This is a genomic window from Psychrobacillus sp. FSL H8-0484 (assembly GCF_038005325.1).
Lineage (GTDB): Bacteria > Bacillota > Bacilli > Bacillales_A > Planococcaceae > Psychrobacillus.
The window spans coordinates 3,512,154-3,536,562 of sequence record NZ_JBBOSZ010000001.1 but is presented as its reverse complement, the minus strand read 5'-3'; the positions used below and the strand labels follow the sequence as shown (position 1 = coordinate 3,536,562).

15 protein-coding genes, 3 rRNA genes and 3 riboswitches are annotated in these 24,409 nt (G+C 39.1%); of the genes, 16 read left to right on the top strand and 2 right to left on the bottom strand.

The genetic code is table 11. The annotated features are described in order from the left end of the window. The first annotated feature begins 517 nt into the window (after positions 1–517). The 7 genes from MHH81_RS17340 to MHH81_RS17310 all read left to right on the top strand — a co-directional run bounded on the left by MHH81_RS17340 (position 518) and on the right by MHH81_RS17310 (position 9,728). Positions 518–1,999, top strand: a complete 1,482-nt coding sequence (locus MHH81_RS17340; RefSeq protein WP_340923616.1) for a nicotinate phosphoribosyltransferase — start codon at positions 518–520, stop codon at positions 1,997–1,999. Between the two features lie 2 nt (positions 2,000–2,001). Then, positions 2,002–2,829, top strand: coding sequence for an ammonia-dependent NAD(+) synthetase (gene nadE / locus MHH81_RS17335; RefSeq protein ID WP_340923613.1), 828 nt, complete (start codon positions 2,002–2,004; stop codon positions 2,827–2,829). Between the two features lie 137 nt (positions 2,830–2,966). Continuing rightward, positions 2,967–3,917 (top strand): AAA family ATPase, encoded by a 951-nt coding sequence (locus MHH81_RS17330; RefSeq protein ID WP_340923610.1) that lies wholly within the window; start codon positions 2,967–2,969, stop codon positions 3,915–3,917. Continuing rightward, a complete protein-coding gene (locus tag MHH81_RS17325; RefSeq protein WP_340923607.1) occupies positions 3,914–5,119 on the top strand; it encodes a DUF58 domain-containing protein in 1,206 nt (401 codons plus the stop codon). Before MHH81_RS17330 ends, MHH81_RS17325 begins: the two co-directional genes overlap by 4 nt. Further along, positions 5,116–7,314 carry a DUF4129 domain-containing transglutaminase family protein gene (locus tag MHH81_RS17320; protein WP_340923604.1) on the top strand — a complete coding sequence of 733 codons (2,199 nt, stop codon included), beginning with the start codon at positions 5,116–5,118 and terminating at the stop codon, positions 7,312–7,314. Before MHH81_RS17325 ends, MHH81_RS17320 begins: the two co-directional genes overlap by 4 nt. Before the next feature lie 34 nt (positions 7,315–7,348). Continuing rightward, positions 7,349–7,450, top strand: a riboswitch (purine riboswitch). 174 nt (positions 7,451–7,624) lie between these two features. Beyond that, positions 7,625–9,178, top strand: coding sequence for a glutamine-hydrolyzing GMP synthase (gene guaA / locus MHH81_RS17315; protein ID WP_340923601.1), 1,554 nt, complete (start codon positions 7,625–7,627; stop codon positions 9,176–9,178). A 415-nt stretch (positions 9,179–9,593) separates the two neighbouring features. Next, a complete protein-coding gene (locus MHH81_RS17310) occupies positions 9,594–9,728 on the top strand; it encodes a hypothetical protein (RefSeq protein ID WP_340925378.1) in 135 nt (44 codons plus the stop codon). A gap of 754 nt (positions 9,729–10,482) precedes the next feature. Here MHH81_RS17310 and MHH81_RS17305 read toward each other — a convergent pair. Together MHH81_RS17305 and MHH81_RS17300 are read right to left on the bottom strand one after the other, a co-directional pair. Beyond that, positions 10,483–10,872, bottom strand: a complete 390-nt coding sequence (locus MHH81_RS17305; protein WP_340923598.1) for a GyrI-like domain-containing protein — start codon at positions 10,870–10,872, stop codon at positions 10,483–10,485. Between the two features lie 31 nt (positions 10,873–10,903). Continuing rightward, on the bottom strand, positions 10,904–11,827 hold the full coding sequence (locus MHH81_RS17300; protein ID WP_340923595.1) for a helix-turn-helix transcriptional regulator: 924 nt from the start codon (positions 11,825–11,827) through the stop codon (positions 10,904–10,906). 219 nt (positions 11,828–12,046) lie between these two features. Beyond that, positions 12,047–12,148: riboswitch (purine riboswitch) on the top strand. A 93-nt stretch (positions 12,149–12,241) separates the two neighbouring features. Here MHH81_RS17300 and MHH81_RS17295 point away from each other — a divergent pair. The 9 genes from MHH81_RS17295 (at position 12,242) to purB (ending at position 24,388) form a co-directional block, all read left to right on the top strand. After that, entirely contained in the window at positions 12,242–13,573 is a 1,332-nt protein-coding gene (locus MHH81_RS17295; protein WP_340923592.1) for an NCS2 family permease, read from the top strand. 406 nt (positions 13,574–13,979) lie between these two features. Beyond that, positions 13,980–15,533 (top strand): 16S ribosomal RNA (locus MHH81_RS17290). A 235-nt stretch (positions 15,534–15,768) separates the two neighbouring features. After that, positions 15,769–18,697 (top strand): 23S ribosomal RNA (locus MHH81_RS17285). 56 nt (positions 18,698–18,753) lie between these two features. Beyond that, positions 18,754–18,869 (top strand): 5S ribosomal RNA (rrf, locus tag MHH81_RS17280). Together the 16S, 23S and 5S rRNA genes form the textbook arrangement of a ribosomal RNA operon. Positions 18,870–19,300: 431 nt before the next feature. Further along, positions 19,301–20,248: a nuclease-related domain-containing protein gene (locus MHH81_RS17275; protein WP_340923589.1), complete on the top strand. Its 948-nt coding sequence runs from the start codon at positions 19,301–19,303 to the stop codon at positions 20,246–20,248. Between the two features lie 694 nt (positions 20,249–20,942). Beyond that, positions 20,943–21,134, top strand: a complete 192-nt coding sequence (locus MHH81_RS17270; RefSeq protein ID WP_340923586.1) for an NETI motif-containing protein — start codon at positions 20,943–20,945, stop codon at positions 21,132–21,134. Between the two features lie 95 nt (positions 21,135–21,229). Continuing rightward, positions 21,230–21,330: riboswitch (purine riboswitch) on the top strand. Between the two features lie 139 nt (positions 21,331–21,469). Continuing rightward, positions 21,470–21,958: a 5-(carboxyamino)imidazole ribonucleotide mutase gene (gene purE, locus MHH81_RS17265; protein ID WP_340923583.1), complete on the top strand. Its 489-nt coding sequence runs from the start codon at positions 21,470–21,472 to the stop codon at positions 21,956–21,958. Then, positions 21,955–23,076 carry a 5-(carboxyamino)imidazole ribonucleotide synthase gene (purK, locus tag MHH81_RS17260; protein WP_340923581.1) on the top strand — a complete coding sequence of 374 codons (1,122 nt, stop codon included), beginning with the start codon at positions 21,955–21,957 and terminating at the stop codon, positions 23,074–23,076. The genes purE and purK overlap by 4 nt, the downstream gene beginning before the upstream one ends. A gap of 16 nt (positions 23,077–23,092) precedes the next feature. After that, entirely contained in the window at positions 23,093–24,388 is a 1,296-nt protein-coding gene (purB, locus tag MHH81_RS17255; protein WP_340923579.1) for an adenylosuccinate lyase, read from the top strand. Positions 24,389–24,409 lie beyond the last annotated feature (21 nt).

Sequence of the window (24,409 nt, the reverse complement as noted above, 5' to 3'; positions counted from 1 at the left end):
CTTAATAGATTTGAAAGCGGAAACATTTGAGTTTATTTCATAAATAGTACGTTGTCATTAAAATATGAACATTTATCACTTCGTTGATTGAAGCAGCGGGCGGCGACTCCAGCGGGATGAGTGAAGCAGATAAGACATCACAAACGACGCGTGAGCGGCGGTGATGGCTTATCGCTCACCCCGCGGAAAGCGTCCGCCCATAGCGGGAATCAACTATACTTTATTTCGCTTAAAATATTTATTTAGTTCCCTTTTATTGTTCGTGTTTTTTTATGTAAATTGGAATTATGAAATTGATTCATTTATTTTGAATTCGAATTAAAATTCATTGTAATGAGATTGAAGCGGTTGCAGAATATATTGTGACAGTGATTTCTCCAATGGATAAATAATGGTTTAATTGACGAGAACCAGCCATCATTTCGGTGGCTGGTTTCTTTGTGAGTTAATAGTCCAAGAATGTGAGGAAATAGTGTATACTAGGTTCAATTGTTATGGAGAAGGGGATCTTATCTTTATGAAAAAAATTTATCCAGACGACGGTTTAGCATTACATACTGATTTATATCAAATAAATATGGTCGAAGCTTATTGGGCTGATAATATGCATGAACGAAAAGCTGTATTTGAATTATTTTTCCGGAAGCTTCCATTTGGAAATGGGTACGGAATTTTTGCAGGGTTGGAAAGATGTCTTGATTATTTACGAGATTTTCATTTTACAGAAAGCGATCTAGATTATTTACAAAACGAGCTTGGTTATCGAGAGGATTTTATCGGTTACTTGAAGTCAGTACGTTTTACTGGTGATGTGTACTCAATGGTGGAAGGGGAACTAGTTTTTCCAAATGAGGCCATTATGCGTATTGAATCTACATTAGCAGAAGCTCAATTAGTTGAAACTGCATTATTAAATATCGTGAATTACCAAACATTAATTGCAACAAAAGGTTCTCGTATAAAACAAGTAGTGAAAGATGAAATTGCTATGGAGTTTGGTTCTAGACGTGCGCAAGAAATGGATGCGGCCATTTGGGGTACACGTGCTGCCTATATCGGTGGGATTGAAGCATCGAGTAATGTTCGTGCAGGGAAGTTGTTTGGCATCCCCGTCTCCGGAACACATGCCCATTCTTTGGTACAAGCATATAAAAATGAATATGATGCTTTTCATTCGTATGCTAAACGTCATAAAGATTGCGTCTTTTTAGTGGATACATATAACACCTTGAAAACTGGTGTTCCTACTGCTATTAAGGTTGCGAAGGAACTAGGTGACACGATTAACTTTATCGGGATTCGCCTAGATTCAGGGGATATTTCATTTCTTTCAAAAGAAGCTAGAAAAATGTTAGATGAAGCTGGTTTTAAAGATGCGAAAATTATCGTATCTAATGACTTAGATGAATACACAATTCTAAACTTGAAAGCTCAAGGTGCCAAGGTAGATAGCTGGGGTATTGGAACGAAACTAATTACAGGGTATGATCAGCCTGCACTTGGTGCTGTTTATAAAATAGTTTCTATTGAAAATGAAGCAGGAATAATGGAAGATACGATCAAAATTTCTTCTACAACCGAAAAAGTAACAACGCCTGGTCAGAAAAAACTGTACCGTATCATTGATAAAGAAAATGGAAAGGCAGAGGGCGACTATATTACAATGCACGATGAAGACCCTACGCATGAGGAACGCTTAAAAATGTTCCACCCTGTCCATACATTCGTATCCAAATTTGTAACCAATTTCGAAGCGAAAGATTTACATGTAAAAGTAATTGAGGGTGGACAAGTTATTTATGAAAATCCTGATTTACCAGACATTCGTCAATATGCGCATGATAATTTAGAATTACTATGGGATGAATATAAACGATCCCTTAACCCAGAAGAATATCCAGTCGATTTAAGTCAAAAATGTTGGGATAATAAAATGCGTAACATTCAAGAAGTGAAGGAAATGGAACATTATTTCATTGCTCAAAATGGAGGTCGTTAAAGATGTCATCAAAGCAACGAGAAATTATTGAAACGCTAAAAGTAAAGCCAATTATTGATGTAGATGAAGAAATTCGTTTAAGTATCGATTTTATGAAAGCATATTTAAAGAAGCATCCATTCTTGAAAAGTTTAGTTTTAGGCATTTCCGGAGGGCAAGATTCTACATTAGTTGGAAAACTTGCTCAACTGACAGTAGACGAATTAAATAAGGAAAATGGCGAAGAACAATATGTGTTTATAGCAGTAAGTTTGCCATACGGTGTGCAATTTGATGAAGCGGAACGTCAAGATGCACTTCATTTTATTAACCCGTCGCAACGCGTAACAATTAACATTAAAGAATCGGTGGATGCAAGTGCTCGTGCACTAGCCGAAGCGGGTATTACGCTATCAGATTTTGCAAAAGGCAATGAGAAAGCAAGAGAGCGCATGAAGGCACAGTATTCCATTGCTGCAATGCATAATGGAGTTGTCCTTGGAACAGACCATGCTGCAGAAGCAGTCACCGGATTTTATACAAAGTATGGAGATGGGGGCGTCGATTTAACGCCAATTTTCCGTTTGAATAAAAGACAAGGAAAGCAATTACTCAAGCAGTTAGGTTGTCCAGAGCATTTATATTTAAAGACACCTACCGCTGATTTAGAAGAAAACCGCCCTGCACTTCCAGACGAAGTGGCACTTGGTGTAACTTATGAGGAAATTGATGATTACTTAGAAGGTAAAATGGTATCGAAGGAAGCACAAGAAAAGATTGAAGGCTTCTATAATCGCTCGAAGCATAAACGTTTTATGCCGATTACTGTTTTTGATGATTTTTGGAAATAATAAAACGAAGTCGAATTGTCTCCAATGAGGTAATTCGACTTTTTAATTTGTATTTTTTTGTAATTTTCGGTATGCTTGTAAAGTATTAAATTAATATTCTAACTAATCTATCAATAGTGAGTGCTGGGGGAAAGCAGATGACAGAACAAAGTCAAATTCACGCAATTATAGCGAATATAGAAAAAGTAATGATAGGTAAGAAAAATATAGCGGAGCTTGCGGTAATTGCTCTCTTATCAGAAGGACATGTACTTTTAGAGGATGTTCCGGGAGTAGGGAAAACGATGATGGTTCGAGCTCTTGCAAAATCAATAGGTGCCGATTTTAAAAGAATTCAATTTACGCCAGATTTATTGCCATCGGATGTATTGGGGGTTTCCATTTACAATCCGAAAGAAATGGAATTTGAATTTAGACCTGGTCCGATTTTAGGAAATATTGTCCTTGCAGATGAGATTAATCGTACCTCTCCAAAAACGCAATCCGCTCTGTTAGAAGGAATGGAAGAAGCATCCGTTACGATTGATGGAGTGACTATGCCAATTCCAAAGCCGTTTTTCGTTATGGCTACGCAAAATCCAATTGAGCATGAAGGAACGTATCCTTTGCCAGAAGCTCAGCTGGACCGTTTTTTATTGAAACTAAAAATGGGATATCCACATCCAAGTGAAGAAATAGAAATACTAAATAGATTAGAGCACGCTTCTCCTATTGAGACTTTGGAGCCTGTCCTTTCTTTGGAGGAATTAATCCACCTACAGAAGCAAGTGAAGCTGGTAAAAGTAGATTACACGATGAAAGGATATATTGTAGATCTTGCAAATCGAACGAGACAAGATACTTATATATACTTAGGTGTTAGTCCTCGAGCTTCCATAGCATTAATGCGAGCTTCCCAAGCTTTTGCCATGCTACAAGGAAGGGACTATGTTACACCAGATGATATTCAGTATTTAACTCCATCTGTTTTTGGGCATCGTGTCATCCTTCGACCAGAAGCAAGATATGATGGCATTTCAACAGAGGAAGTATTATCTCGAATCGTGAAGCGAACACCTGTCCCTATTAAGAGGAAAGTAAGTCAATGATGCAATGGCTCAAACGATTAAAGAAGCTAAAAGGCTTTACAGGTATCTTGTTTCTTCTAATTGTGGCGTTTGTCTATGCAATGTTTCAAGGGGGATTTGTTAGTTGGTTTCTATTTTACCTCGTCGTTCCTCTTTTTATTTATTCGTTTCTATTATTCTTGTATCCATTATCTAAAGTAGAAGTGGAACGAACCATTGAAACGCGCAAGGTATATAGCGGAGGGAAATTTTCAGCAATCGTTCGAGTGAAACGAAATAATCGTTTTCCGCTTATGTATATTAAGTATAAGGAAAATGTAAGTTCTACGCTTGAGCCTACAACCTCATGGAAAAGGCTAGCTTTTTGGGGAATGAAAAAAGAGCTTACGTGGACGTTTGAAATCGAGCATATTCCTCGTGGAGAGCATGTCTTAGAGGGTTCAACCATTCAGGTAAGTGACTTATTCGGATGGATACAAAAAGAAACGGTTATATCAAACCAAAAGATAATCCTCGTATTTCCTAATTTAACGGAGATGGTATATATTCCGATTGAAACAAGATATGACCAAGGAGCAGCCGTATCTAGGATTCAAACGATGAAGGATACGTCCATGGCAACGGGAGTAAGATCTTACCAACCAGGAGATCGTGTTTCATGGATTCACTGGAAATCATTTGCCCGCACTCAAACACTTAAAACGAAAGAGTTTGAAGACCGCCAATCACAGGACTTGTTCGTTTTAATAGATAGAACTCCTTCTAATCTTTTTGAAGAAGTGGTCGATTTATCCGCCTCAATCATGCAAGCAGTTGTTCGACATCAAGCATCTAGTGCCTTTTTGTCTCTTGGGGAAAATCGTTTATTTCTTCCGTCTGTTCAAACGGAAGAACAGCTACAACGCGTGCTTTATCATCTAACAAAAGTTCAAGCCGATTTAACAAAGCCGGTCGAGCAAGTAGTCTTGCTTGATGGTGCATTAGCGCAAGCAACATCCCTCTTGTATATTACTAGTAGACTTACACAAGAATGGATCGATAGTATTCAAAAGACAGCAGGTAACTTACGTGTATGTACTTGCTTTGTTGTAAAACAAAAAAATGAGAAATCACTAAAAGAAGAAATTTCTCTGTACCGGTATGCAAGGAGCAGAGGAATTCAGGTTCATAATATAACTAAGGATCGGTTTGCCCAAGCATTTTTGGAGGTGAAGCGTTCATGAGTGCAAAGACACAAGAAATAATTTTATCCTTCATCATTTATTTTTTTGTTTATCTTTTAATGGTCGAATGGTTAAAGCCAGTTATTGAGTTAACTGATACGGATAATTTGAATTTATTTTGTTACTATTTAGCGTTATCTTTTTTACTCTACTTACTAAAGTTGAACTGGAAATATGCAACTCCATTAAAATTGCTATTTATTTGTTGGGTAATCGTGGCTCTTTACACGGACTTTTCCTTTTTATCAAGAGAGGCTTTTTCTTATTTATGGGAAAATCTCGTAGTAAATGTCCAAGCAATCGTTACGCAAGATTGGCAAAAAATAAATGACCCTTTTCGTACAGTATTGTTTTTTATCCTGTTATGGATGACTACGTATTTATTAAATTATTGGATTCGTGTTCGAAAAAATCTGCTCTTATTCTTTGTTCTCACTGTTTTATTTATAACGATTTTAGATACCTTCAGTGGGTATAACGGAGATAAGAGTATTGTGATCACATTAATTTCTGGGTTTATCGTAATGGGATTGTTATATGCACAAAAGCTTATAAGTGAAAATAAAGAGGAAATGAAAGGAACATTTTTATTCGCCTCAGTTACTAGTTTAGTAGGGCTACTTTTGATAAGTGGAGTGTTTGCCTACACTTTGCCAAAAGCAGGACCAAGCTGGCCAGATCCAGTGCCATTTTTCACATCTTCGAACCCTAATGCTTCTTTGGGAGAAGGTAGTAATGGAGTGACTCGGAAAGTAGGGTATGGGGAGAATGATGAAAAGCTAGGTGGGGGTTTTAGTAGCGATGATACACCAGTGTTTATGGCAAATGTACAAACAGAGCAATATTGGAAAATAGAGACGAAGGATACGTATACTTCGAAAGGGTGGATTCAATCCAGTATAGATTCTGAAATGAGAAGCTTTAATTCAGGGGAATCGATCATTTCAGACATTACTCCTGGTAATGAGGATGAGACATCTGTTGCAAGTATTATTATGCTACAAGAGTTTCCTTTTATCATGCAGCCTTACGGAATAAAAAGTGTAGATTCCATAAGCCAGGCACCTTTTCGGATGGACATGGACCCGATGAATCAAAAAATTTCTACTTTTATTGGGGAAAATACTGTACCCATTAGGAATTATGATGCCACATTTAGTGAGCCAGTTTACAGTTTAAAAGCACTTCGAAATGCAACCATTGAAGACGTAAATGCACTATCAAGTGAGTTTGATCGATATTTACAACTGCCAGAAAATTTACCAACAAGAGTAAGAGATCTAGCTACTTCTATTACGGAAGGTAACAGTAGTTTATATGATAAGGCAATATCAATTCAACGATACTATCGTCAAAATGGTTTTAGTTACAATCAAAACTTCTCGGCTATTCCAGAGGGTGACACCGATTATGTCGATCAGTTTTTATTCGATACGAAGGTAGGCTATTGCGATAACTTTTCCACCTCTATGGTCGTTTTACTTCGCTCGGAAGGAATTCCAGCACGTTGGGTGAAAGGCTTTGCTCCTGGTGAAGTTGTTGATCAGATAGATGGTGTGCCAGTATTTGAAGTAACGAATAATAATGCTCATTCATGGGTGGAAGCATATTTCCCTAACGTAGGGTGGATGACTTTCGAGCCAACTATTGGATTTTCCAATAATCCAACCGTAAATTATGACATTGACGCTCAATCAGATGAGCCAGAAGTACCCGAAGCTAGTCCAACTCCAACTCCCGAAAAACCAAAGTCTGAAAATGAGCAGTCAGAAATTTCTATAGGCTTCACGGAAATGATGAAAACTGTTGCAAAATGGGTATCTGAACGAAAGGCATTGATTATCTGGACGATAGTTGGAATAACTTTCTTCAGTTTGCTTGCATATCGACATAGAGGGAAGTGGCTATCAAAAGTGCTTATACCTGTATATCGAATGAGAAAAAATGATTGGAATACTTTTGAGAAAATGTACCACCAGTTATTAAAAGAACTTAATAGGTATGGTCTAAAAAGAGAGCAAGGACAAACTCTTATGGATTTTGCAAAACAGGTTGATATAAACTTTGGAGACCGACATATGAGAAGGCTGACAAGTACGTATGAAAATGGATTTTATGGTAACAATAAAGATGATGTAAATTACGCATTAATGAGAGAAAGTTGGGAAAATTTAATCAATCAGCTAAGCGGTTGATTTTAGGTTCGACAACCTGTAAACTGAAGTCAAATTAAATTGACCAAGTTGCCCTCGTATATGTCCGATAATATGGTTCGGATGTCTCTACCAAGTTACCGATAATAACTTGACTATGAAGGTGAATGCAGTCATGTCTTTTTTAGGGACATATGCATTCGCCTTTTTGATGTAGAGAACGTAAACGCGTAGAGAGAGTAATACTTTCATACGCGTTTTTTTAATCTTATTCCGTAAAACGTCCAAATACCAAGGCGAATTTGAATTGAGAGGCGCAACTTGGATTACTTATAAGAAGAGGTGGATGCTAATGTCTTCAACTCCATTGTTGATAGAACAAGAAAAGATCGTCGTACTAGATTTCGGAAGTCAATACAACCAATTAATCACGCGTCGTATTCGTGAATTTGGAGTATACAGTGAACTACATCCGCATACAATCACAGCCGAAGACTTAAAGAAAATGAATGCTACAGGTATCATTTTCTCTGGCGGCCCAAACTCTGTATACGATGAAAATGCATTTCATATTGACCCAGCAATATATGAAATCGGCGTTCCTATTTTAGGGATTTGCTATGGTATGCAATTAATGTCACAACATTTCGGTGGGAAAGTGGAAAAAGCTTCTCATCGTGAATATGGTAAAGCTGAAATTGATGTGAAAAATGCGACGGCTCTATTTGGAAAACTTCCTGCGAATCAAGTTGTATGGATGAGTCATGGTGACCATGTAACTGTAGCGCCAGAAGGCTTTGAAGTAATCGCAACTAGCCCATCATGTGAAGTAGCAGCAATGGCAAATGAAACGAAGAAATTTTATGCAGTTCAATTCCATCCAGAAGTAAGACATTCTGCTTATGGAATCGAATTACTTCGTCAGTTCGTATTTGACGTTTGTCATGCAACTGGTGATTGGACAATGGAAAGCTTTGTTGAAATGGAAATTGAAAAAATTCGTGCTGAAGTTGGCGACAAAAAAGTTCTATGCGCACTAAGTGGTGGAGTAGATTCTTCTGTAGTTGCTGTGTTAATTCATAAAGCAATTGGCGATCAATTAACTTGTATGTTTGTGGATCACAACTTAAACCGTAAAGGTGAAGTTGCACAAGTAATGAAGACTTTCACAGAAGGCTTCAACATGAAAGTTATTAAAATTGATGCACGTGAACGTTTCATGAATAAATTAGCTGGCGTTTCTGATCCAGAGCAAAAACGTAAAATTATCGGTAACGAATTCATTTATGTATTTGATGAAGAGGCGTCTAAATTAGAAGGTATGGATTTCTTAGCTCAAGGTACTCTTTATACAGATATTATTGAATCTGGTACTGCGACAGCTCAAACGATTAAATCTCACCATAACGTAGGTGGACTACCTGAAGATATGCAGTTCAAGTTAATCGAGCCTCTAAAAACATTATTTAAAGATGAAGTGCGTGCACTTGGTTTAGAGCTTGGTATTGATGAAGCAATCGTTTGGCGTCAACCATTCCCTGGTCCTGGTTTAGGTATCCGTGTACTTGGTGAAATTACAGAAGAAAAATTAGAAATCGTTCGCGAATCTGATTTCATCCTTCGTGAAGAAATTGCAAAAGCTGGTCTAGATCGTGACATTTGGCAGTACTTCACAGTGCTTCCGGACATCCGTAGCGTTGGTGTAATGGGTGACGCAAGAACATATGATTATGCAATCGGTATCCGTGCAGTAACTTCTATTGATGGAATGACTTCTGACTGGGCACGTATCCCTTGGGACGTTCTAGAAAAAGTAAGTGTTCGTCTTGTGAATGAAGTTCCACACATCAACCGCGTGCTGTACGATATTACGAGTAAACCACCAGCAACGATTGAGTGGGAATAGGACTGTTCAGTAATATAAACTAAACAGGTTATAAACGCAGTCATATCAATGTCTAACGTAGTTTGTTAAGAACTAAATCAATGATTAACGTACAACTATTTATATTTCAAAAATTAAACTCTCTTTTAGTTATTTATAACAAATAACTGGAAGAGGTTTTTGTTTTAGTTAAAATTAGCGACTTGATTGATGACTTTAAAATGAATCAGCAAATTTAAGGTCGTAAAGATAAGTATAATGAATACCATTTGGCTATGAATTATTTTACTAAGTTTTTACTAAAATATATGCAAGGTTAGGCGGTACACTAATAAAGTAAAAAGGTTTACTTCAGTAAAATAAGGTATATTATATTTGTTGAATAGATTCTCTTTAAAGACAAGAAAAGTAGGTGAACAAAGTGGGGAAATATCTATTGGATACCAAAGGTCAGGTGGCTGTGGCAAAGTATCATGAAAAACACAAGCCTGCCAAATTTGATAAAAAGCAGCAACTTGAAAAAATACGTGCGGAGTATTTGAAAAAAAAGCAAAAACAAACAGATAAATAACATGAATGAAAACATAGGAAGACTAAAATCTCCCTATGTTTTTCTTATTCGAAGTTCTTTTTTTCAATTGATGATAGAGTTTATTATTCTCCTAAATTTCAGATTCGGTGACAAAAAACTCGTCATCAGATATCCATTCCTCACTAATTGATTTTGACATTGAAACGACATAGCCATTATTCAAAATAATACCGTTGTTAAATAGGGGTTCACCAGCTACAATTGAAGACAAGAATTACATGAATTGAACGAAATATCCTGTTTTGATAAATAGCGTAAAACCCAATGGTATCAATGGTTGGTGAGTGTGCTGTATGAGATTGCTTCTAAGCCACCAGCAACGATTGAGTGGGAATAGGAAGTGAAGTTTAGCTAAAAGCGAAATAAAATAAACGCTGATATATCAATGTTTATCGTTAGTTTTTAGTTAGAGACATCACTTTTTACGTGCAACTATTTAATATGAAAAAAAATAAACTCTCCTTTATTCGTGTTTTGCGAATGTGGGAGAGTTTTTTATGTCTAAAATAATGGAACTAATAGAAGAGTTTCGTTTAAACAACAGATTCAAGGTAGGTATAGTCATTTCTTTGGGTTATTTACAACTTTATTAGGAGATGCTAATATAAGTTCTTGTGATTCATTTTAAAAGACACCTTTCTTTTAGTTTGTATTACCTTACAGGAAAAACCCTCGATTCTTTTTAGAATCGGGGGTTTTTTTGTTGCCTTCCATTTGGATATGCTGCTAAGTTTTAGCTATTAGAAACGGATAAATAGATACTTATACTTCCATCTGTTTTGTAAAGTTCGAAGTCATGATTGTATGTTCGAGGTAAATCACTCTTCCAAATCTCGTTCCAGGCTTTACCGACAGCTTCCATATCATTAGTAGCAACTTCCCAAACATAATATTCACCCTCGGGAATAGTAACGGTAGAGCTCCCAACCACTTCTTCTGTTCCGATTAAAAAGTCAAAGTCACCTGTATGATCACTTTGGTAGTTACTATATATTGCGTATACATCGCCTTCCACTTTATTCTTCAAAAATTCAACCCACATGTTTGAAAATACACGAATATCATTATTGTTTGTTCTAATTTTGTTTCCGTAGATTGCTTTAGTTGAAAATTCTTTTCGCACTTTACATCTCCGCCTCTCTACAGAAAATGTATCATGGAATATATGACAACTGAGTGTCACTATTTAATTTATTGTAGATTTTATTTAACTCATTGTAATAGTTACGTTTTAATGATTCGGGCTTAATTATCTCAACCGAGCTACTGAACATGAATAAAAAGGGTAACAGATTTCTATTATTATCAAACGAAAATATTACTTTGATATAGTTTTCGTGTATAGTAATTTCATCTTCTAAGAAAAAGTCATACAACTTACCTAATTGATCTCTTTGAAAAACTAATTCAGCGATCTCACAAGAAGGTGCTAAGTCAATTTCTTCTACGTTTGCCACAGCAAATTCTTCATCAAGTAATGTATAATTTCTTATTCGCGTTAACTTAAATAATCTTCTATCGTTTCTTTTTTCACAGTAAGCCTCTAAATACCAACTACCACCATTTAATACAATTTTATAAGGTGAAATAACTCTATGTGTGATTTCACCACTTTGAGAAACATATTCTATGTGCAACTTCCTATTCAAAGCTATCGCTTGTTTTAAAAGGATTAACTTGTCCTGAAGATTTTGTTCGATTTCTTTTCTATGTATAGTAGGGGAGTAAAAGGAAAAGTGCTCCGACATGTTATTGATTCCTCTTAAGCTCTCCAATTTATCTATAAGCATTTGGCTATCCTCATGTACCATGCTTGTTTGAATTTTTAGAGCCTCTATAATCTTTTGTTTTTCTTCATCGGAAAACAAATATCTATCCATTTTATAAGAAGCCATCAACCCAACTCCGCCATTTCGTCCATGAAATGTTACAACTGGAAGGTTAGCCAAAGCTAAAGACTCAATATCTCTATAAATGGTTCTTTTACTCACCTCAAACTTTTTAGCAAGTTCATCTGCTGAAACAATTTCGTTATTTAATAAAACAACTAGGATAGATAACAATCTTTCAATTTTCATAGTAAAAATCTCCTCTGTTGATTATGATGTTTAAAATAGATCATCACCAATTTAACTGCGAATGACTCTTCTAAATTTCATGTATAGCGCACACTTCCTCATTTTACTAAACTGTTTATGTAATATGTCAGATTTTTAAAAAAGCGAACTATTATATAATTAATTTAAAAAACGTTCGTGTTTAGTATTGATTTTAGAAAAAATCAATGGTATATTACTTACATAATTTAATTATGTCGTCGTATAACGTTGGGAATAAGGCCCAAAAGTCTCTACCGAATCACCGTAAATGATTCGACTACGATGAGAGGAAAGCATTGTTCTTTCCCTTATTGGAGATATTTAAAGCATACGACCGTAGTAATTGGTCGTATGCTTTTCTTTCGTTATCGCGACAAAAAAATGGAGGATCTCATGAAAAAGTATTTTCAGTTTGACGAATTAGGTACGAACTACCGCAGTGAGATTATTGGTGGTTTAACAACATTCCTAGCAATGGCTTACATCCTCGTAGTAAACCCAATGATTTTATCGCTTGAAACAGTAGAAGGATTACCAGACTCCATGCATATGGATAAAGGAGCTGTGTTTACAGCTACTGCTATTGCAGCTGGTCTCGGTTCTATTTTAATGGGGGTATTAGCAAAATATCCAATAGCACTAGCTCCTGGTATGGGACTAAATGCATTCTTTGCTTTTACAGTTGTATTGGATTTCGGAGTTTCTTGGCAAGTAGCTTTAACCGGAGTATTCGTTGCAGGTATTATCTTTATTCTTCTTTCATTAACCGGTATTCGTGAAACAATTATTAATGCAATTCCAACTGAGTTAAAATACGCAGTTGGTGCAGGAATTGGTTTATTCATTACTTTTGTTGGTTTACAAAATTCTAAGATTATCGTTAGTAATCCTGCAGTAATCGTTGGATTAGGTGACTTAACAGATCCAAATATTCTATTAACAATTTTCGGCCTAGTAATTACAGTAATTATGATGGTGAGAGGCGTTAAAGGTGGGATTTTCTATGGTATGCTAATCACGGCTATTGTTGGTATGATTTTCAGCCTAGTGCCAATTCCAACTGCAGTCGTGAGTAGTGTTCCAAGTGTGGGACCAACTTTTGGGGCAGCGCTTGATCCAATATTCAATGATCCATCTTCTCTTTTTAATCATCAATTTTTGATCGTAGTACTTACTTTCTTATTCGTTAACTTCTTTGATACAGCAGGAACATTGATTTCTGTAGCAAACCAAGCTGGATTGATGAAAGGTGAAAAATTACCACGTGCTGGTAAAGCACTACTTGCAGACGCAATCGCTACAACAGCGGGTGCAGTAGTAGGTACTTCTACTACTACTTCTTATGTAGAATCAACTGCTGGTGTTGCAGCTGGCGCACGTTCAGGTTTTGCAGCAGTAGTGACAGGGGTACTTCTATTATTGTCACTATTCTTCTATCCAATATTAAGTGTAGTTACTTCATATGTTACTGCACCGGCATTAATTATCGTTGGGGTATTAATGGTATCTTCCTTAGGAAATATAGAATGGAAGAAATTCGAAATTGCAGTACCAGCATTCTTCGTAATTATCGCAATGCCATTAACTTATTCCATTGCAACTGGTATCGCAATTGGATTCCTATTCTATCCAATTACAATGATCGTAGCTGGAAGAATTAAAGAAATACATCCTATTATGTATGGCTTGTGGCTAATTTTCCTTGGCTACTTTATATTCTTATAATGAAATGAATAAAAAGAGAGACTTCATGTCTCTCTTTTTCTATTAGGAAATCTATTTTTGGAGTGAAGTATGTTTCCGAAATGAAGTGTCAAACGTAGTAAGCAGAGGGTTCAGAAGCAAAGATTTAAAGCTAAGATTAATAATTGTATTTATCCGAATAAATCGTTATTATATATTTGTCGATATTTATCGTTTTATGTATTGACGGAATATCGAAAAGGGTGTTAAGATACAGAGGTCGCTAAAACAAGCGGCAACATCAACAACATGAACATTGAAAACTGAACATGCAAAACGTTAAGACATACAGCTTGAAAGACTAACTTCGGTTAGTTAGATAGCAAAACAATTTTTGACATCATTTAATGATGATGCCAGCAAAACAAATGAGCTTTTTAAGTTCTCTATTATGGAGAGTTTGATCCTGGCTCAGGACGAACGCTGGCGGCATGCCTAATACATGCAAGTCGAGCGAATGACGAAGAAGCTTGCTTCTTCTGATTTAGCGGCGGACGGGTGAGTAACACGTGGGCAACCTGCCCTGTAGATTGGGATAACTCCGGGAAACCGGGGCTAATACCAAATAATCCATTTCCTCACATGTGGAAATGTTAAAAGACGGTTTCGGCTGTCACTACAGGATGGGCCCGCGGCGCATTAGCTAGTTGGTAGGGTAACGGCCTACCAAGGCGACGATGCGTAGCCGACCTGAGAGGGTGATCGGCCACACTGGGACTGAGACACGGCCCAGACTCCTACGGGAGGCAGCAGTAGGGAATCTTCCACAATGGACGAAAGTCTGATGGAGCAATGCCGCGTGAGTGAAGAAGGTTTTCGGATCGTAAAACTCTGTTGTAAGGGAAGAACAAGTACGAGAGTAACTGCTCGTACCTTGACGGTACCTTATTAGAAAGCCACGGCTAACTACGTGCCAGCAGCCGCGGTAATACGTAGGTGGCAAGCGTTGTCCGGAATTATTGGGCGTAAAGCGCGCGCAGGCGGTCCTTTAAGTCTGATGTGAAATCCCACGGCTCAACCGTGGAAGGTCATTGGAAACTGGGGGACTTGAGTACAGAAGAGGAAAGCGGAATTCCAAGTGTAGCGGTGAAATGCGTAGAGATTTGGAGGAACACCAGTGGCGAAGGCGGCTTTCTGGTCTGTAACTGACGCTGAGGCGCGAAAGCGTGGGGAGCAAACAGGATTAGATACCCTGGTAGTCCACGCCGTAAACGATGAGTGCTAAGTGTTAGGGGGTTTCCGCCCCTTAGTGCTGCAGCTAACGCATTAAGCACTCCGCCTGGGGAGTACGGTCGCAAGACTGAAACTCAAAGGAATTGACGGGGGCCCGCACAAGCGGTGGAGCATGTGGTTTAATTCGAAGCAACGCGAAGAACCTTACCAGGTCTTGACATCCCGCTGACCGTTCTAGAGATAGATCTTTCCCTTCGGGGACAGCGGTGACAGGTGGTGCATGGTTGTCGTCAGCTCGTGTCGTGAGATGTTGGGTTAAGTCCCGCAACGAGCGCAACCCTTGATCTTAGTTGCCAGCATTTAGTTGGGCACTCTAAGGTGACTGCCGGTGATAAACCGGAGGAAGGTGGGGATGACGTCAAATCATCATGCCCCTTATGACCTGGGCTACACACGTGCTACAATGGACGGTACAGAGGGTCGCAACCCCGCGAGGGTGAGCTAATCCCATAAAACCGTTCTCAGTTCGGATTGTAGGCTGCAACTCGCCTACATGAAGCCGGAATCGCTAGTAATCGTGGATCAGCATGCCACGGTGAATACGTTCCCGGGCCTTGTACACACCGCCCGTCACACCACGAGAGTTTGTAACACCCGAAGTCGGTGGGGTAACCCTTACGGGAGCCAGCCGCCGAAGGTGGGACAGATGATTGGGGTGAAGTCGTAACAAGGTAGCCGTATCGGAAGGTGCGGCTGGATCACCTCCTTTCTAAGGATATATTACGGAATACAGATTTTTATCTGTATCTTAACGTTTTGCAGTTCAGTTTTGAATGTTCATTTTTATGAGCATTTGAAAACTTGTTCTTTGAAAACTGGATAAAACGACATTGAAAGAAATAAATTCAAGAAATTCGATTTATAATCACTTCGGTGATTATAGATTGTGTAGTACTTTTAACTACTAATTTTGAATGGACTCCAAGTAATTGGAAGCCATATTAGGTTAAGTTAATAAGGGCGCACGGTGAATGCCTTGGCACTAGGAGCCGAAGAAGGACGGCACTAACACCGATATGCTTCGGGGAGCTGTAAGTGAGCTTTGATCCGGAGATTTCCGAATGGGGAAACCCACTGTTCGTAATGGAGCAGTACATTTACGTGAATACATAGCGTATCTGTGGCACACCCAGGGAACTGAAACATCTAAGTACCTGGAGGAAGAGAAAGAAAAATCGATTCCCTGAGTAGCGGCGAGCGAAACGGGAATAGCCCAAACCAAGAGGCTTGCCTCTTGGGGTTGTAGGACACTCTACATAGAGTTACAAAGGAATGAGCTAGACGAAGCGATCTGGAAAGGTCCGCAGGATAGGGTAAAAGCCCCGTAGTCAAAAGTTCATTCTCTCTTGAGTGTATCCTGAGTACGGCGGAACACGTGAAATTCCGTCGGAATCTGGGAGGACCATCTCCCAAGGCTAAATACTACCTAGTGACCGATAGTGAACCAGTACCGTGAGGGAAAGGTGAAAAGCACCCCGGAAGGGGAGTGAAATAGATCCTGAAACCGTGTGCCTACAAGTAGTTAGAGCCCGTTAATGGGTGATAGCGTGCCTTTTGTAGAATGAACCGGCGAGTTACGATTACATGCAAGGTTAAGTTGAGAAGACGGAGCCGCAGCGAAAGCGAGTCTGAATAGGGCGAATGAGTATGTGGTCGTAGACCCGAAACCAGGTGATCTACCCATGTCCAGGATGAAGGTAAGGTAACACTTACTGGAGGTCCGAACCCACGCACGTTGAAAAGTGCGGGGATGAGGTGTGGGTAGCGGAGAAATTCCAATCGAACCTGGAGATAGCTGGTTCTCTCCGAAATAGCTTTAGGGCTAGCCTCAAACGTTAAGAATCTTGGAGGTAGAGCACTGTTTGGACTAGGGGCCCATCCCGGGTTACCGAATTCAGACAAACTCCGAATGCCAATGATTTATGTTTGGGAGTCAGACTGCGAGTGATAAGATCCGTAGTCAAGAGGGAAACAGCCCAGACCACCAGCTAAGGTCCCAAAGTATTTGTTAAGTGGAAAAGGATGTGGCGTTGCTTAGACAACCAGGATGTTGGCTTAGAAGCAGCCATCATTTAAAGAGTGCGTAATAGCTCACTGGTCGAGTGACGCTGCGCCGAAAATGTATCGGGGCTAAACAAATCACCGAAGCTGTGGATTGATACCTTTGGTATCAGTGGTAGGAGAGCGTTCTAAGGGCGTTGAAGTCAGACCGGAAGGACTGGTGGAGCGCTTAGAAGTGAGAATGCCGGTATGAGTAGCGAAAGACGGGTGAGAATCCCGTCCACCGTATGACTAAGGTTTCCTGAGGAAGGCTCGTCCGCTCAGGGTTAGTCGGGACCTAAGTCGAGGCCGATAGGCGTAGACGATGGACAACAGGTTGATATTCCTGTACCACCAAACCACCGTTTGAGTAATGGGGGGACGCAGAAGGATAGGGTAAGCGTGCTGTTGGTTATGCACGTCCAAGCAGTAAGGTGTGAATGTAGGAAAATCCGCATTCTATAACATTGAGCTGTGATGGCGAGGACTTAGTCCGAAGTTCCTGATTTCACACTGCCAAGAAAAGCCTCTAGCGAGGTGATAGGTGCCCGTACCGCAAACCGACACAGGTAGTCGAGGAGAGAATCCTAAGGTGAGCGAGAGAACTCTCGTTAAGGAACTCGGCAAAATGACCCCGTAACTTCGGGAGAAGGGGTGCTCTTTTGGGTGAATAGCCTAGAAGAGCCGCAGTGAATAGGCCCAGGCGACTGTTTAGCAAAAACACAGGTCTCTGCAAAACCGTAAGGTGAAGTATAGGGGCTGACGCCTGCCCGGTGCTGGAAGGTTAAGAGGAGTGCTTAGCGCAAGCGAAGGTGCGAATTGAAGCCCCAGTAAACGGCGGCCGTAACTATAACGGTCCTAAGGTAGCGAAATTCCTTGTCGGGTAAGTTCCGACCCGCACGAAAGGCGTAACGATCTGGGCACTGTCTCAACGAGAGACTCGGTGAAATTATAGTACCTGTGAAGATGCAGGTTACCCGCGACAGGACGGAAAGACCCCGTGGAGCTTTACTATAGCTTGATATTGAATTTTGGTGCAACTTGTACAGGATAGGCAGGAGCCTTAGAGCCCGGAGCGCCAGCTTCGGAGGAGGCGTCGGTGGGATACTGCCCTGGTTGTATTGAAATTCTAACCCATACCCGTAACCCGGGTAGGAGACAGTGTCAGGCGGGTAGTTTGACTGGGGCGGTCGCCTCCTAAAGTGTAACGGAGGCGCCCAAAGGTTCCCTCAGAATGGTTGGAAATCATTCGAAGAGTGTAAAGGCAGAAGGGAGCTTGACTGCGAGACCTACAAGTCGAGCAGGGTCGAAAGACGGGCTTAGTGATCCGGTGGTTCCGCATGGAAGGGCCATCGCTCAACGGATAAAAGCTACCCCGGGGATAACAGGCTTATCTCCCCCAAGAGTCCACATCGACGGGGAGGTTTGGCACCTCGATGTCGGCTCATCGCATCCTGGGGCTGTAGTCGGTCCCAAGGGTTGGGCTGTTCGCCCATTAAAGCGGTACGCGAGCTGGGTTCAGAACGTCGTGAGACAGTTCGGTCCCTATCCGTCGTGGGCGTAGGAAATTTGAGAGGAGCTGTCCTTAGTACGAGAGGACCGGGATGGACACACCGCTGGTGTACCAGTTGTTCTGCCAAGAGCATCGCTGGGTAGCTATGTGTGGACGGGATAAGTGCTGAAAGCATCTAAGCACGAAGCCCCCCTCAAGATGAGATTTCCCATTACGCAAGTAAGTAAGATCCCTCAAAGACGATGAGGTAGATAGGTTCGGGGTGGAAGCGTGGCGACACGTGCAGCTGACGAATACTAATCGATCGAGGACTTAACCAAAATAGAATTTGAAGAATTCAATGTCTTTTATCCAGTTTTGAGTGAACAACTCAAAGTCTAGTGATGATGGCGAAGAGGTCACACCCGTTCCCATACCGAACACGGAAGTTAAGCTCTTCAGCGCCGATGGTAGTTGGGGGTTTCCCCCTGCAAGAGTAGGACGTCGCTGGGCACTAAGTCGTTACCGAGAAATCGGTAGCGGCTTTTTTGTGTGTGGATTTTTAAATGGTAACTTTTGTCGATTATTTGCTAACTTTGCAGTTGATTAAGTTGTACTCAGTTTTGGAGATAGTGTTCTCAATTTTAACATGAGGTATCGTTAAGTTATTTAATGGATTTCAAAAGTAATCTTTGATTTCATTAGACGACAATAGATATGTTAATTTAAGAAATTAAATTTGAAATGACATTTCCCAGGAAATAGTGACATTTCTAGTCGAAAAAATGTTCATAGTAAAAAAATTAAAAATTAATTTTTGTTGCATTATATTGACATATAATTCAATTTTGAGTCATTCTGCGTTACCAAAATGCAATTATCGCCTTTTTAGTACAATTTACATTTTATTTATTTATGGTATTGTGCGAAAAAGGGGGGATAATATGATTATTAAAACGCGATCAATCGAGTATAAGTATATGGGGTTGCAGATGCTCTATCGCCGTTTACCAAGCGAGCATGCGATGAAAGCGGTTATTCATTCGAAGATGAAATCAGCAAAAGCGGGTATTATGGGAGAAACAAAAGTGGCGGAAGTATTTGATCGTTATTCATTTCCATTTAACTGCCGCATATTGCATGATGTAAGTTTATCTTCGAATGGAAAGTTCCAGATGGATACGGTGTTTATTAGTCCATATTATATTGTAATTTTAGAATGTAAAAATATTGTGGGAGAGCTGTGTTTTGAAACGGTACCACCATGTTTAACTCGTACACTAGAAAATGGAAAGAAAGAAATATTCGAGAGTCCAGAAGTACAGGTTTATCGAAATATGTATTTATTCAAGGAATGGTTGCATGGGCGTGGAATAGAACTTCCAGTTAAAGGGGTTATTGTTTTAAGTAATATGAAATCTAAGGTGGTTAAACCTCCAAATCATACAGACGTGATATATGCATCGAGCATTCCTGTTTACTTGCGAAATTTGCCGAGGGAGAAGAAATATTTATCCTCAACACAAATGGATGATTTGGCTCAGAGTATTGTGGCCGCTCATCAAGCTTATTTTCCTTATCCTATGTGTAAGAACTGGTCCATTGATCCGGCTTGTTTAATGACTGGGGTACAATGTAAAGGATGTGAACAGTTTGGTATGGTGAAGAAGAATATAGGTTGGATTTGTTCAAATTGTGGAAATATTGATAGAAATGCTCATGTATTAACAATTCAGGAATGGTTTACACTTATAGATGATCGCATTTCTAATAAAGACTGTCGAAAGTTTTTACAGATTAATTCTTCACAATTGGCATCAAGAATTCTTAATTCTATGAATCTCACCAGAGAACAGAAGGCCAAAAACACTGTTTATAGGTGGATGTGGTGAAAAAATTAGGAAGAGAAAATAAGGTTTTGGACGAATGTAAAGTAGAATTGGAAGAATACCTTGAAGTTTTGGAAGAATAACTATGAATATTGGAAGAATACCGTGTAGTTTTGGAAGAATAACTATGAATCGGAAGAATACCATAAAGTTTTGGAAGAATAATTATGATTATAAGAATACCGTGAAGTTTTGGAAGAATAACTATGCAAATTGGAAGAATACCGTAAAGTTTTGGAAGAATAACTATGAATATCGGAAGAATACCGTGTAGTTTTGGAAGAATAACTATGCATATTGGAAGTATACCGTAAAGTTTTGGAAAAATAACTATAATTATAAGAATACCGTTAAGTTTTGGAAGAATAACTATAGTATCGGAAGAATCCCCCGTGAAGTTTTGGAAGAATAATTATGAATATTGGAAGAATAAAGTGAAGTTTTGGAAGAATAACTATGAATATTGGAAGTATACTGTGAGGTTTTGGAAGAATAACTATGATTATTAGAAGAATCCCACATAGTATTGGATGATTAGCAAAAACAAATGGATGAATCCCTCCCTAACAGGTATACTCTCATGTTTATCTAGTCGCGCACATGATATACTGTAAATTATTATAGTCGATTACAAATACATAACTGTTCAAAAGAAGAGGAGGATGGATGATAAATCAAAAATCATCCTATATTAATAATGAAAAAAGAGACAGTCTGGTTTGAAGTGCAGGAAGATGAGAGCATCTCCACATGCATGGACAGAATGATAGAGCAAGGCTTTCAAGTAGTAGGAAGAAAAGAAGAGCCGATCTTTGCAGAGGTAGACGGACAGCCCGTGCCAGTTAAACAATTGATCCAATTAAAAGGTGTTAGAGATAAAAAAATGTAAAAATATTAACAAAAACCGAACGATATAGTTTTCTGAAAATTAATCGTTCGTATTTAAGCATTGACGTTACTGTGTGAACTTGTTAAAATTAAGATAGAAATAGACGATCATATCCCCATATATGCTAAAGAATTGGCTTTAGCGTCTCTACCAAGTCACCGTAAATGACAGGACTATGAGGGAAAGCAACTTTTGGATTATGCTAAAGGATGTGTTTGCATATGTTAGTTAAGACACAAATCCTGAAACTTAGTTCCTCAAGTAAACTGCTTTTCTTTCATAGAGAGAGTAGTTTATTTGGGGAATTTTTTATAGTTTGAGAAGGGACGAATATAATGAACGCAAAAATTGGTGTAATTATGGGAAGTTCTAGTGATTGGGAAACAATGAAATATAGTTGTGAAATACTTGATGAGCTTCATATACCGTATGAAAAACAAGTAGTCTCTGCGCATCGTACGCCTGATTTAATGTTTGAATATGCAGAGCAAGCGAGATCACGTGGAATTCAAGTCATTATTGCTGGTGCTGGCGGTGCTGCACACTTACCTGGTATGGTGGCGGCAAAGACGACTCTTCCAGTTATCGGTGTTCCTGTACAATCAAAAGCATTAAATGGACTAGATTCTTTATTATCAATAGTTCAAATGCCAGGTGGTGTGCCAGTAGCAACGGTTGCGATTGGAAAAGCAGGTGCAACGAATGCAGGATTGCTTGCGGCACAAATTCTCTCTATTCAAGATATAAAAATAGCTGAACGACTAGAAAAAAGAAGAGAAGACACGAAAAAACAAGTACTAGAAAGTAACGGTGAGCTTCAATGACTAAAGTAGTCTATCCAGGACAAACAATTGGTATTATCGGTGGTGGACAACTTGGTCGAATGATGGCATTAGCTGCAAAAGAAGCTGGATTTAAAGTAGCTGTACTTGAACCAACGATGGATTCACCATGTGGGCAGGTTGCTGACATTCGAATCGTAGCATCGTATAATGATGAAGCAGCGTTAGAGGAGCTAGCAGAAGTAAGTGACGTGATCACTTATGAATTTGAAAATATTGACTATGATGGCTTGAAACGATTATCGCAAATTGCTTATGTTCCTCAAGGGGCAGAGCTTGTAAGAATTACTCAGGACCGTATTATTGAAAAGACAGAGATTCAAGCTTCTGGGGCACCTATTGCGAAATTTGTCGAAGCTAATACATTTGAGGAATTAGAGCAGGCTATTGATGAAGTAGGATTTCCATGCGTAGTGAAAACTGCGAGAGGTGGATATGATGGAAAAGGGCAGCAAACGATTCAATCAAAAGAGGAGCTAGGGGTGGCAAGATCACTCTTTGACCATTCGGCATGTATTGCAGAAGCGTTTGTTTCATTTACAAAAGAAATATCTGTAATCGTCCAACGAAATGGGGAAGGACAAACGTATTGCTTACCAATTGGTGAAAATATTCATGTAAATCATATTCTCCATGAAACGATCGTTCCAGCTCGTATCGATGCATCTCTTGCAGCGAAAGCAATCGAAGCAGCAGAAAAGATTGCAAATCACTTAAATCTTGTCGGAACACTTGCAGTCGAAATGTTCGTACTAGAAGAGAATGACATTTTGATCAATGAATTGGCTCCAAGACCTCATAATTCGGGTCATTATTCTATCGAAGCATGTAATATTTCGCAATTCCATCAACATATTAGAGCTGTTTGCGGTTGGCCTTTACGTGATCCAAAGCTCTGGACAGAAACTGTTATGGTCAATGTTTTGGGGCAACATATTGTTCCATTAACCAATAACCTTTGTAAATACCCAAACTGGTCTGTTCACTTGTACGGCAAGAGCGAGGCAAAAACGAATCGGAAGATGGGACACGTTACCATCCTTTCAGCAAACATCGAAGAAACTTTAAAAGAAATCGAGCAATCTAAAATTTGGTCATAATACAGGAGGAAATTAAATGATAGAACGTTATACACGCCCTGAAATGGGAGCTATTTGGACAGAAGAAAACAAATACAATGCATGGTTGGAAGTAGAAATCTTAGCTTGTGAAGCGTGGTCGGAAATTGGCGATATTCCAAAAGAAGATGTTGTCGCACTTCGTAAAAATGCATCTTTCAATGTAGATCGTATTTTAGAAATTGAACAAGAAACTAGACATGACGTAGTGGCTTTTACTCGTGCCGTTTCTGAAACTTTAGGAGAAGAACGTAAATGGGTTCATTACGGTCTAACATCTACAGACGTTGTAGATACAGCTCTTTCTTATTTAATTAAACAAGCGAATGTTATTTTACGTAAAGATATTCAAAACTTTATCGAGATTCTGGAGAATAAAGCGAAAGAACATAAATACACCGTAATGATGGGACGTACGCATGGAGTACATGCAGAGCCAACAACTTTCGGACTTAAACTTGCTTTGTGGACAGAAGAAATGAAACGTAACTTAGAACGTTTTGAAGCAGCAGCTAAATCAATTGAAACTGGAAAAATGTCAGGTGCTGTAGGAACTTATGCAAACATCGATCCTTTTGTAGAGCAATATGTTTGTGAAAAATTAGGTTTAGCAGCATCACCAATTTCTACTCAAACTTTACAACGTGATCGCCATGCACAATACATGAGCACATTAGCTTTAGTCGCAACTTCTATTGAAAAATTCGCTACAGAAGTTCGTGGTCTGCAAAAATCAGAAACTCGTGAAGTAGAGGAGTTCTTTGCAAAAGGGCAAAAAGGTTCCTCTGCAATGCCGCATAAACGTAACCCGATTGGTTCTGAGAATATGGTAGGTTTATCAAGATTAATTCGTGGATATATGGTGACTGCATTTGAAAACGTAGCGTTATGGCATGAGAGAGATATTTCGCATTCATCAGCAGAACGTGTCATTTTACCTGATGCAACAATTGCACTTAACTATATGTTAAATCGATTCAGTAATATCGTGAAAAATTTAACGGTATTCCCAGAAAACATGAAGCGTAATATGGATTCTACTTTAGGATTAATTTACTCTCAACGTGTACTTCTTGCACTAATTGACAAAGGTCTTGCACGTGAAACAGCGTATGACACTGTACAACCACTTGCTATGCAAGCGTGGGAATCTCAAACTGCTTTCCGTACATTTGTAGATGCGGATGAAAAGATTACTTCATTATTAACAAAAGAAGATTTAGATGATTGTTTTGATTACAACTATCACATCCAACATGTAGACATGATTTTTGAACGCCTAGGACTAAATTAACCAACATTAATAACACCCGTA

Excerpts from the sequence above, each read along its gene's own strand:
- MHH81_RS17320 (WP_340923604.1), top strand. The coding sequence starts at position 5,116 with ATGAGTGCAAAGACACAAGAAATAATTTTATCCTTCATCATTTATTTT.
- MHH81_RS17295 (WP_340923592.1), top strand. The coding sequence starts at position 12,242 with ATGAAAAAGTATTTTCAGTTTGACGAATTAGGTACGAACTACCGCAGT.
- MHH81_RS17270 (WP_340923586.1), top strand. The coding sequence starts at position 20,943 with ATGAAAAAAGAGACAGTCTGGTTTGAAGTGCAGGAAGATGAGAGCATC.
- MHH81_RS17330 (WP_340923610.1), top strand. The coding sequence starts at position 2,967 with ATGACAGAACAAAGTCAAATTCACGCAATTATAGCGAATATAGAAAAA.
- nadE (WP_340923613.1), top strand. The coding sequence starts at position 2,002 with ATGTCATCAAAGCAACGAGAAATTATTGAAACGCTAAAAGTAAAGCCA.
- guaA (WP_340923601.1), top strand. The coding sequence starts at position 7,625 with ATGTCTTCAACTCCATTGTTGATAGAACAAGAAAAGATCGTCGTACTA.
- purB (WP_340923579.1), top strand. The coding sequence starts at position 23,093 with ATGATAGAACGTTATACACGCCCTGAAATGGGAGCTATTTGGACAGAA.
- MHH81_RS17300 (WP_340923595.1), bottom strand. The coding sequence starts at position 11,827 with ATGAAAATTGAAAGATTGTTATCTATCCTAGTTGTTTTATTAAATAAC.
- MHH81_RS17275 (WP_340923589.1), top strand. The coding sequence starts at position 19,301 with ATGATTATTAAAACGCGATCAATCGAGTATAAGTATATGGGGTTGCAG.
- purK (WP_340923581.1), top strand. The coding sequence starts at position 21,955 with ATGACTAAAGTAGTCTATCCAGGACAAACAATTGGTATTATCGGTGGT.
- MHH81_RS17340 (WP_340923616.1), top strand. The coding sequence starts at position 518 with ATGAAAAAAATTTATCCAGACGACGGTTTAGCATTACATACTGATTTA.
- purE (WP_340923583.1), top strand. The coding sequence starts at position 21,470 with ATGAACGCAAAAATTGGTGTAATTATGGGAAGTTCTAGTGATTGGGAA.
- MHH81_RS17325 (WP_340923607.1), top strand. The coding sequence starts at position 3,914 with ATGATGCAATGGCTCAAACGATTAAAGAAGCTAAAAGGCTTTACAGGT.